10 protein-coding genes and 1 rRNA gene are annotated in these 10089 nt (G+C 72.5%); 10 read left to right on the top strand and 1 reads right to left on the bottom strand.

Translation table 11 applies throughout. From position 1 onward, the window contains the following. Together rrf and ACAX67_RS21360 are read left to right on the top strand one after the other, a co-directional pair. Window positions 1-114, top strand: a 5S ribosomal RNA gene (rrf, locus tag ACAX67_RS21365); the annotation flags it as partial. Between the two features lie 190 nt (window positions 115-304). Continuing rightward, a complete protein-coding gene (locus ACAX67_RS21360) occupies window positions 305-676 on the top strand; it encodes a single-stranded DNA-binding protein (protein WP_370705927.1) in 372 nt (123 codons plus the stop codon). Here ACAX67_RS21360 and ACAX67_RS21355 read toward each other — a convergent pair. Further along, a complete protein-coding gene (locus ACAX67_RS21355; protein WP_370705926.1) occupies window positions 636-1775 on the bottom strand; it encodes a DUF1015 family protein in 1140 nt (379 codons plus the stop codon). The two genes, ACAX67_RS21360 and ACAX67_RS21355, sit on opposite strands and share 41 nt — an antisense overlap. A 48-nt stretch (window positions 1776-1823) precedes the next feature. Here ACAX67_RS21355 and ACAX67_RS21350 point away from each other — a divergent pair, with 48 nt between their 5' ends. The 8 genes from ACAX67_RS21350 to ald are packed head-to-tail and all read left to right on the top strand — an operon-like array spanning window position 1824 to window position 10058. Continuing rightward, on the top strand, window positions 1824-2837 hold the full coding sequence (locus ACAX67_RS21350; protein ID WP_370705925.1) for an HAD-IIA family hydrolase: 1014 nt from the start codon (window positions 1824-1826) through the stop codon (window positions 2835-2837). A 9-nt stretch (window positions 2838-2846) separates the two neighbouring features. Continuing rightward, window positions 2847-3044, top strand: a complete 198-nt coding sequence (locus ACAX67_RS21345; RefSeq protein ID WP_370705924.1) for a hypothetical protein — start codon at window positions 2847-2849, stop codon at window positions 3042-3044. Between the two features lie 2 nt (window positions 3045-3046). Then, complete coding sequence (locus tag ACAX67_RS21340) at window positions 3047-3868, top strand: TlyA family RNA methyltransferase (protein WP_370705923.1); 822 nt, start codon at window positions 3047-3049, stop codon at window positions 3866-3868. 26 nt (window positions 3869-3894) lie between these two features. Continuing rightward, window positions 3895-4890, top strand: coding sequence for an NAD kinase (locus tag ACAX67_RS21335; protein ID WP_370705922.1), 996 nt, complete (start codon window positions 3895-3897; stop codon window positions 4888-4890). Next, entirely contained in the window at window positions 4887-6635 is a 1749-nt protein-coding gene (gene recN / locus ACAX67_RS21330) for a DNA repair protein RecN (protein WP_370705921.1), read from the top strand. The genes ACAX67_RS21335 and recN overlap by 4 nt, the downstream gene beginning before the upstream one ends. A gap of 29 nt (window positions 6636-6664) precedes the next feature. Beyond that, window positions 6665-8332: a CTP synthase gene (pyrG, locus tag ACAX67_RS21325; RefSeq protein WP_370705929.1), complete on the top strand. Its 1668-nt coding sequence runs from the start codon at window positions 6665-6667 to the stop codon at window positions 8330-8332. Continuing rightward, complete coding sequence (locus ACAX67_RS21320) at window positions 8329-8937, top strand: NUDIX domain-containing protein (RefSeq protein ID WP_370705920.1); 609 nt, start codon at window positions 8329-8331, stop codon at window positions 8935-8937. The genes pyrG and ACAX67_RS21320 overlap by 4 nt, the downstream gene beginning before the upstream one ends. Beyond that, window positions 8934-10058, top strand: coding sequence for an alanine dehydrogenase (ald, locus tag ACAX67_RS21315; protein ID WP_370705918.1), 1125 nt, complete (start codon window positions 8934-8936; stop codon window positions 10056-10058). Before ACAX67_RS21320 ends, ald begins: the two co-directional genes overlap by 4 nt. The last annotated feature ends 31 nt before the right edge of the window (window positions 10059-10089 follow it).

Genomic DNA, 10089 nt, shown 5'->3' with positions numbered 1-10089 from the left:
GGCGGCCATAGCGACAGGGAAACACCCGGCTCCATCCCGAACCCGGAAGTTAAGCCTGCCAGCGCCGATGGTACTGCAACCGAGAGGCTGTGGGAGAGTAGGACGCCGCCGGACATACTTTGACCAACGGGCTATCAGTTATCTGATAGCCCGTTGGTGCTTTTTCGGTGTTTCCGAGCGGTCGCGGTAGAGCCGCTCTCCGTCCACAGGTGGACAGAGCGGGTCGCTCGTCCACAGGCGACACCACGTGCCTGCCTCCATCGTCGGCGTCCGGCCGTTTCGTGTCCGGCGAAGGAGGTGCCGGATGAGCACGAAGAGCAAGGATGGCAAGGTGGAGCCGCCCAACGAGGTGCGGTTGGTCGGCGCGGTGTCGGGGGAGCCCGAGGTGCGGGTGCTTCCCAGCGGGGACGAGCTGTGCGTCTTCCGGGTCGTGGTGCCGCGGGTGCCGGTGCGGGCGCGGACCGACGGTCGTCGAGGGCCGAGCGTCGACGTCGTCGACTGCTGCGCCTGGGACGCGCGCACCAGGAGGTCGGTGGCCACGTGGCGGCCCGGCGACGAGGTGTCCGTGCGCGGAGCGTTGCGACGCAGGTTCTTCCAGGCGGGCGGGGCGACGGCGTCCCGGGTCGAGGTGGAGGTCAGCTCGGCGCGTCTGCTTCGTCGCGCAGCGACCGGATGAGCACCCCGAGGCTGGGCTTGGGCTGGAAGGAGGTGGCCTTCTCGGGCAGGAGCCGATCGTCCTCGGCGATGCGCTGCACCAGCTCGACCGCCGGCGCCGGCATGAGCACGGCGATCGCGGTGCCGGGCTGGGCGTGCCCGAGCGCTTCGTCGACCGTGTGGTGGTACCCGGTGCTGGAGGGCCCGTGGGGCAGCGCCGGCACGAGCTGTCGGTGGAGGACCTCGACCGCTGCCTGGTCGGCCGGCACGTCGAGCTGCACGCTCACCCAGTCGCGCCCGTCGGTGGCGGCGAGGGTGCTCGGCCCCAGCGCAGAGACCGCGTCGGCCTGCGACCGTGGGGCGCAGACCATGCCCAGGCTCTCCGCTGCGTTGCGGAGGTCGTCGAGCGAGGTGCCGACGAGGCTGCGGTGGATGGGGCCGAGGAAGAGCGGCGTCGTGGTCTGGTCGACCAGCATCGCCAGGCCGAAGTCGCACGGCCCGCCCGGGTCGCGGCGCTGCAGCCGGAGGTAGGCGGCGTAGCGGTGGTGTCCGTCGGCGATGAGTGCCCGCGCGTCGCGCAGCTCGGCTGCGATGTCGGCCAGGGCGCCCTCGTCGCGGATCGCCCAGATCCGGTGCTGCTGCTCGGAGCGGTCGGTGAACTCGTGATCGGGGCGGCGGCGCACCACGTCCGCGACCAGCTCGCCCAGACGGCGGGTGCCGTTGTGGACGAGGAGGATCGGGGCCGGGTTGAGGCCCATCTCGGCCATCCGGTCCGCGAGGTCGTCGGCCTGGGCGGGATGGATGCCCTCGTGCGGCAGCACGGCTCTGTCCTGGGCTCGGGTCGCCCGGAGCGACACGTCGAGAGCGCCGACGAGGCCGCGGATGGTGATGCCGGCGGTCGTGTACTCGTGGAGGTAGAGGGCGGGCGCGTCGTCGCGCCGGACGAGTCCACGGCTCTGCCACCGGAGGAGCCGGGCGGCGACGCCGCGGTAGGGGCGGGCGAAGGCCCGCCCGGTCGAGGGGTCACCCACGCGGTGGGGCGCCAGCATGAGCCCGCAGAAGGGGAGGAGCCTGAGCGGGCCGGCGACGTACGGCGGCGTCACCACCTGTCCTGCGTCCATCAGGGCATCGTACGGAGCACCGGGTCGTGGACCTGAGAGGCTGGGCCGGTGTTGAGCGCATCCACCGACCCGCTGACCTCGTGCTACGACCTCGCGATGCTCGACCTCGACGGGGTGGTGTACATCGGCGGCGACGCCGTGCCAGGGGCAGCCGACCACCTCCGGGCGACCCGAGCGGCGGGGCTACGCGTCGCCTTCATCACCAACAACGCCGCGCGTCCGCCGGAGGAGGTCGCCGCCCACCTGGTCGACCTGGGCGTGGAGGCGCACACGGGCGACGTGGTGACCTCGGCACAGGCGGCCGCCCAGGTGCTCCTGGAGCGTCATGGTCGCGGTGCGCGGGTGGTCCGGCTCGGTGGGCCCGGGCTCGAGGCGGCACTGTCTGCAGCGGGCCTGGAGCCGGTCGGGCCGGACGACGAGGCGGTCGCGGTGGTGACCGGCTACGGGCCGGAGGTGCTCTGGCGCGACATCATGCGGGTCGCCGTACGGGTGCGGGACGGACTGCCGTGGGTCGCCAGCAACGCCGACGCGACCATCCCCACGCAGTTCGGGGCGGCTCCCGGGCACGGGGTGCTGGTCGAGACCATCGCACGGTTCGCGGACGTCACACCGGTGATCGCCGGCAAGCCCGAGCGCCCGCTCCTCGACGAGACGGTCCGGCGGGTCGGCGGGCGGCGCCCGCTGATGGTCGGCGACCGGCTCGACACCGACATCGAGGGAGCGCGCAACGCGGGGGTCGACTCGCTGCTCGTCATGACCGGCGTCACCGGGCTCCCCGAGCTCGCGGCGGCGGCCCCCGAGCAGCGGCCGTCGTACGTCTCGGCGGACCTCGGCGGTCTCCTCGCCAGCCACGCCGTGCCGACCCGGGAGGGTGCCGACCACGCGTTGGGCGGGTGGCGGGCACGGGTGGCCGAGGGGGCGTTGCAGGTCGAGGGCGACGGAGCGGCCGACGACTGGTGGCGGGTGGTGGCACAGGTCTGCTGGGCGCACCTCGACGAGGAGGGGACGGCGGTCGACGTCGACGGGGTAGGCGTCCCCGAAGTGCAGCGGTCGGGGCGGTAGCCTCGGGGCATGAGCGAGGAACCCGTGGTCGCGGCCGTGTCGGGCGAGGTCCCGGCACCGACCGGCATCGCCTCCATCGACAGCGTGCTCGATCTCGTCGCCGGCCTCGGGTCGCGGCCGCTCGACGAGCACGCCGAGGTCTTCGAGACCGCTCACGCCACCTTGCGTCGGGCGCTCGACGAGCCTGCCGACGACCCGTCGGCCTGACGGTGCCGCCGCGCCGACTGCGGCTCGACGCGGAGCTGGTCCGTCGCGGGCTGGCGTCCTCGCGTGAGCGGGCCGCGCAGCTGATCGCGGACGGCAGGGTGAAGGTGTCGGGCGCCGTCGCCACCAAAGCCGCCACCGGCGTCACGACCGACGTCGCGATCGTCGTGCTGGAGGGCGAGCACGGGCCCGACTACGTCTCCCGCGGGGCGCACAAGCTCCAGGGGGCGCTGGCCGCGTTCGGTCCGCTCGGGCTGGAGGTCGCCGGGCGGCGCTGCCTGGACGCGGGCGCCTCGACCGGAGGGTTCACCGACGTGCTGCTGCGCGCGGGCGCGGCCCAGGTCGTCGCGGTCGACGTCGGCTACGGCCAGCTCGACTGGTCGTTGCAGCAGGACCCCCGCGTCGTCGTGCACGACCGGCAGAACGTGCGGGCCCTGACCACCGAGGTCATCGGCGATCCGGTCGACCTCGTGGTCGGCGACCTCTCCTTCATCTCGCTCGCGCTCGTGCTCGACGCCCTCCTCGGCGTCACGCGTGACGACGGCGACCTGGCCCTGATGGTGAAGCCGCAGTTCGAGGTCGGCAAGGACCGTGTGGGCAAGGGCGGAGTGGTGCGCGACCCCGAGCTCCGTGCGGAGGCCGTGCTCGCTGTCGCCGGTGCGGCGGAGGAGCGGGGCTGGGGCGTCCACGGCGTCACTGTCAGCCCGCTGCCGGGACCCTCGGGCAACGTGGAGTTCTTCCTGTGGCTGCGCCGCGGGACCTCGGTCGTCGGCGCCGACGAGATCGCGGCCGTCGTGCGCCGCGGCACCGGTGCTGAGCCGAAGTGACGGCGGCATAGGACACACTGAACCCCGTGACCACCCACGACGCCGACCGCCGCCGGGTGCTGGTGCTCGCCCACACGCGCCGGGGCGACGCCCGGGACGTCGCACGGGCGTTCGTGAAGGAGCTGAGCGCGCACGGCATCGTCGTACGGCTGCTCCGGTCGGAGGCGGCCGACCTCGGCGTCGACGCCGAGGCCTACGACCCGGCCGTCGAGCTGACCGACTCCGAGACCGATGCGAGTCGTGGGTGCGAGCTGACCGTCGTCCTCGGCGGCGACGGCAGCATCCTGCGGGCGGCCGAGGTCACGCACAAGCGCCTCACGCCCGTGCTCGGCGTCAACCTCGGTCACGTCGGCTTCCTCGCCGAGGCCGAGCACGAGGACGTCGCGGCCACCATCGAGGCGATCGTGGCCCAGCGCTACACCACCGAGGACCGGCTCACCCTCGACGTGCGGGCCTTCCACGACGGCAAGCTGGTCTACTCGACCTTCGCCGTCAACGAGGCCAGCGTCGAGAAGGCTGCTCGCGAGCGCATGCTCGAGGTGGTCGTCGAGATCGACGACCGCCCGTTGTCGCGCTGGGGCTGTGACGGGGTCGTCTGTGCGACTCCGACCGGCTCAACGGCCTACAACTTCAGTGCCGGCGGCCCGATCGTGTGGCCGCAGGTCGAGGCGCTCTGCATCGTCCCGCTCAGCGCGCACGCGCTCTTCGCGCGCCCGATGGTCGTCGCCCCCTCCTCGGTGATCGCGATCGAGGTGCTGGCCGGCAACCAGGGCGCCGGTGTGCTGTGGTGCGACGGCCGGCGCAGCGTCGACCTGCCGCCGGGCGCACGCATCGAGGTGAGCCGCGGGCTGCGCCCGGTGCGCCTCGTGCGACTGCACCAGGCGCCGTTCACCGACCGCCTGGTCGCGAAGTTCGGGCTCTCGGTCGAGGGCTGGCGCGGCGGCGCGGAGAAGCGGATGCGTGAGCGCGAGGCCCGCGACGGGGTCGCTGTCGGTCTCGACGAGGACAGGGAAGAGCGTTGATCGAAGAGCTTCGGATCAGCTCGCTCGGCGTCATCGACGCCTCCACGCTCGAGCTGGGGCCAGGCTTCACCGCAGTCACAGGTGAGACCGGGGCGGGCAAGACGATGGTCGTGACCGCGCTGAGCCTGCTGCTCGGCGGCCGTGCCGACAGCGGGGCGGTGCGGGTCGGCGCCAAGCAGGCGAGGGTCGAGGGCGTCATCCGCGCCGACCGGGTCGCCGGCCTCGCCGCCGCGGTCGAGGAGGCCGGCGGAGAGGTCGAGGACGACCTGGTCGTGCTGGCCCGCAACGTCAGCGCGGAGGGCCGTTCCCGCGCGTACGTCGGCGGTGCCGGCGTGCCCGTCGCGACCTTGACCCGCGTGGCCGAGCCGTTGGTCGCGGTGCACGGACAGTCCGACCAGCACCGGCTGCTGAAGGCCGCGACGCAGCGCTCGGCGCTCGACGTCTACGGCGGCGAGGCGGTGGCTGGGCCGCTGGCGCGCTACACGGCCCTGCACGAGCGGCTCGTCGCCACCGAGCGAGCGCTCGCCGAGGTCGTCGCGACGGCGCGCGAGCGGGCTCGCGAAGCCGACCTGCTGCGCTTCGGTGTCGAGGAGGTCGAGGCGGTCGCGCCGCAACCCGGTGAGGACCGCGAGCTGGCCGGGGAGGAGGCCCGACTCGGTCACGCCGACACCCTCCGCACGGCCGCCGAGCAGGCCCGCGAGGCCCTGTCGAGCGACCAGGGCGCCCCCGACGCGCTGACCGTCGTCGCGGCCGCGCGCGGACTCCTCGAGGGCGTCCGGGAGCACGACGCGGCGGCGGGAGAGCTCGCCGACCGCGTCGCCGAGGTGACCTACCTGCTGTCCGACCTCGCGGCCGACGTGGCCTCCTACGCCGCGGGCATCGACACCGACCCGGCGCGACTCGCGGGCGTCTCCGAGCGCCGTGCCGCGCTCGTCGCCCTCACCAGGAAGTACGGCGACAGCATCGACGAGGTGCTCGCCTGGGCCGCGCGAGCGTCGGAGCGCCTGCTCGAGCTCGACGGCACCGACGAGACGATCGGGCGACTCTCCACCGAGCGCACCGCGCTGCGCGCCGAGCTCGCCGAGGTGGGCGCCGCGCTGACCTCCGCGCGCCGCGCGGCCGCCGTACGACTCGGGACGGCGGTCAGCGACGAGCTCACGCTCCTGGCGATGCCGGACGCGGTGGTCACCGTCGACGTACGCACCAAGTCGGTCGATCCGCCCGTGGACGCCGACCACCCTCCGGCCGACGCACTCCTGGTCGACGGTGCCTGGCTGCGCATGCACGGGCAGGGCCTCGACGAGGTCGAGCTGCTGCTCGCCGCCAACACCGGCTCCGAGCCCCGACCGCTCCACAAGGGCGCCTCGGGAGGCGAGCTCTCCCGGGTGATGCTCGCGGTGGAGGTCTGCCTCGCCGACACCCATCCGGTGCCGACGTTCGTCTTCGACGAGGTCGACGCCGGGGTCGGGGGAGCGGCCGCCGTGGAGATCGGTCGCCGTCTCGCGGCACTCGCCGAGCACGCCCAGGTGCTCGTCGTGACCCACCTGCCCCAGGTGGCCGCGTTCGCCGACCGCCACGTCGTGGTGCGCAAGTCCTCCGACGGCTCGGTGACCAGCTCCGGACTCACCACCCTCGACGACGCCGGCCGTGAGCAGGAGCTCTCGCGCATGCTCGCCGGGCTCGCCGGATCCGACTCGGCACTCGCCCACGCGCGCGAGTTGCTCGAGATGGCGCGGACTGACTAGCGGGACTGATAGGCTCGAATCCCGTGAAGATGGCGCCACCGAGTGGGACGACGAAGCACCTGTTCGTGACCGGAGGCGTCGCCTCCTCGCTCGGGAAGGGACTCACGGCCTCGAGCCTCGGTCGGCTGCTGCGCAGCCGTGGTCTGCGCGTCACCATGCAGAAGCTCGACCCCTACCTCAACGTCGACCCCGGGACGATGAACCCCTTCCAGCACGGAGAGGTGTTCGTCACCAACGACGGCGCGGAGACCGACCTCGACATCGGGCACTACGAGCGGTTCCTCGACACCGACCTGAGCCAGATCGCCAACGTGACGACGGGGCAGGTCTACTCCCAGGTGATCGCCAAGGAGCGCAAGGGGGAGTACCTCGGCGACACCGTCCAGGTGATCCCGCACATCACCAACGAGATCAAGGACCGGATCCTCGCGATGGGGCGCGGCGAGGAGGCCGTCGACATCGTCATCACCGAGATCGGCGGCACGGTCGGCGACATCGAGTCGCTGCCGTTCCTCGAGGCGGCCCGGCAGGTGCGTCACGACATCGGGCGTGACAACTGCTTCTTCCTGCACGTCTCGCTGGTGCCCTACATCGGCCCGTCGGGCGAGCTGAAGACCAAGCCCACCCAGCACTCCGTGGCGGCGCTGCGCCAGGTCGGCATCCAGCCCGACGCCGTGGTGTGCCGCGCCGACCGCGAGCTGCCCGACTCCATCAAGCGCAAGATCTCGCTGATGTGCGACGTGGACCAGGAGGCCGTCGTCACGGCCGCCGACGCGCCGTCGATCTACGACATCCCGAAGGTGCTGCACAGCGAGGGGCTTGACGCCTACGTCGTACGACGTCTCAACCTGCCGTTCCGCGACGTCGACTGGACGGTCTGGGACGACCTGCTCCGCCGGGTGCACCACCCGAAGGAGGAGGTCTCGGTCGCGCTGGTCGGCAAGTACGTCGACCTCCACGACGCCTACCTCTCGGTCGCCGAGGCGCTGCGGGCCGGCGGCTTCGCCCACGAGACGAAGATCGACCTGCGCTGGATCCCCTCCGACGAGTGCGAGACGCCGTCCGGGGCGGCGAAGCACCTGCACGACGTCGACGCGATCTGCGTCCCGGGCGGCTTCGGGGTGCGCGGCCTCGAGGGCAAGCTCGGCGCGCTGACCTACGCCCGCACCCACGGCATCCCCACCCTCGGCCTGTGCCTCGGCCTGCAGTGCATGGTCATCGAGTACAGCCGCAACGTGCTCGGCCTGGAGAAGGCCGGCTCGACGGAGTTCGAGCCGGACACGCCCGAGCCGGTGATCGCCACGATGGAGGAGCAGAAGAACATCGTGGACGGCGCGGGCGACCTCGGGGGCACGATGCGCCTCGGTCTCTACCCCGCCCGGCTCAGCGAGGGCTCGATCGTGGCCGAGGTGTACGACGCCGCGGAGATCCAGGAGCGCCACCGGCACCGCTACGAGGTCAACAACGCCTACCGCGACCAGCTGGAGGAGGCGGGCCTGGTGTTCAGCGGTCGCAACCCGGAGCTCGACCTCGTCGAGTTCGTGGAGCTGCCGCGCGAGGTGCACCCCTACTACGTCGCGACCCAGGCGCACCCCGAGCTCCGGTCGCGACCGACCCGGCCGCACCCGCTCTTCGCCGGGTTGATCGGCGCGGCCCTCGAGCGGCAGCGCGAGCTGCGGATCCCGATCGAAGAATGACCGAACCGCTCGCGGACTCCCCGGGCTCGTGGCCCGTCGTCTCCAGCGACGACCTCCACCACGACGACTGGGTCGTCGGCCTGCGCCGCGACCACATCCGCCCGCCGGGTGACGACGACGCCGAGCCGTTCGGCCGGCTGGTGGTGGAGCACCCCGGTGCGGCGCTGGTGCTGGCGCTGGAGGAACGCGACGGCGTGGAGCACGTCTGCCTGATCCGGCAGTACCGCCACGCCGGCGCCGGCACCTTCGTCGAGCTCCCGGCCGGCATCTGCGACGTGCCGGGGGAGGACCCGGTCGAGACCGCCAAGCGCGAGCTGCGCGAGGAGGTCGCGCTCGAGGCCGGCGAGTGGGAGCACCTGTTGACGTCGTACCCCTCGGTCGGGATCAGCAGCGAGGTCCACCACCTCTACCTCGCGCGCGACCTCAGACCCATCGACCCCGACTACGTCGCCGAGCACGAGGAAGCCCACATCGAGATCGTCTGGGCGCCGTTCGACGACCTGGTCGCCGCCGTCCTCGACGGGCGGGTGCAGGAGGGGCCGGTCGCGCTCGCCGCTCTCGCTTACGTCGTTACCCGGGGGTATCGATTAGGGTCGCGAGCGTGAAGATCGGCGTACCGAAGGAAGTCAAGAACCACGAGTACCGGGTGGCCATCACCCCGATCGGCGTGCACGAGCTGGTCGCCCACGGGCACGACGTGGTCGTGCAGGAGGGCGCGGGTCTGGGCTCGCAGATCCCCGACGAGGAGTACGTCGGCGCCGGTGCCACGATCGTCTCCACTCCCGAGGAGGCGTGGGGCACCGATGGTGGTGTCGACATGGTGCTCAAGGTCAAGGAGCCCGTGGCCGAGGAGTACGACCGGATGCGTGAGGGGCTGACCCTCTTCACCTACCTGCACCTGGCCGCGGACAAGCCGCTGACCGAGGAGCTGATCAAGCGCAACGTCACCGGCATCGCCTACGAGACGGTGCAGCTGCCCTCGGGCGGGCTGCCGCTGCTCTACCCGATGTCGGAGGTCGCCGGGTGCCTGGCGCCGCAGGTCGGGGCCTACTCGCTCATGAAGGCCCAGGGCGGCCGCGGCGTCCTGATGGGCGGCGTCGGCGGCGTGGCCAACGCCAAGGTCGTCATCATCGGCGCGGGCGTCTCGGGACAGAACGCGGCCAACATCGCGCTCGGCATGGGCGCCGACGTGACCCTGCTCGACACCGACCTGGACAAGCTGCGGATGTCGTTCTGGCGCTACAACAACCGGGTGCACGGGCTCGCCTCCTCCAAGCTGGCCATCGAGCAGCAGGTGATGGAGGCCGACCTGGTCATCGGCGCGGTGCTGATCCCCGGCGCGGCGGCGCCCAAGCTGGTCACCAACGACCTGGTCTCGCGGATGAAGCCGGGCTCGGTGCTCGTCGACATCGCGATCGACCAGGGCGGTTGCTTCGAGGACAGCCACGCCACCACGCACGCCGACCCGACCTACGAGGTCCACAACTCGATCTTCTACTGCGTGGCCAACATGCCGGGCGCGGTGCCCAACACCAGCACGTACGCCCTGACCAACGCCACCATGCCCTACGCGGTCGCCCTGGCCGACAAGGGCTGGCAGCAGGCCTGCCGCGACGACGCCTCGCTCGCCCTCGGGCTCAACACCCACGCGGGCCGGCTCACCAACGGTCCCGTGGGCGAGGCCGTCGGCATCGAGGCCGTGGCACTCTCCGAGGCGCTGGCCTGACCAGCGCGCCGCCGAGCCCCTCCGGTGCGCC

Source organism: Nocardioides candidus, from assembly GCF_041321175.1.
GTDB lineage: Bacteria > Actinomycetota > Actinomycetes > Propionibacteriales > Nocardioidaceae > Nocardioides.
The sequence above is the reverse complement of the archived record's forward strand: the minus strand, read 5'-3'. Positions and strand labels throughout refer to the sequence as shown.

Excerpts from the sequence above, each read along its gene's own strand:
- ACAX67_RS21360 (WP_370705927.1), top strand. The coding sequence starts at position 305 with ATGAGCACGAAGAGCAAGGATGGCAAGGTGGAGCCGCCCAACGAGGTG.
- ACAX67_RS21355 (WP_370705926.1), bottom strand. The coding sequence starts at position 1,775 with ATGGACGCAGGACAGGTGGTGACGCCGCCGTACGTCGCCGGCCCGCTC.
- ACAX67_RS21345 (WP_370705924.1), top strand. The coding sequence starts at position 2,847 with ATGAGCGAGGAACCCGTGGTCGCGGCCGTGTCGGGCGAGGTCCCGGCA.
- pyrG (WP_370705929.1), top strand. The coding sequence starts at position 6,665 with ATGGCGCCACCGAGTGGGACGACGAAGCACCTGTTCGTGACCGGAGGC.
- ACAX67_RS21320 (WP_370705920.1), top strand. The coding sequence starts at position 8,329 with ATGACCGAACCGCTCGCGGACTCCCCGGGCTCGTGGCCCGTCGTCTCC.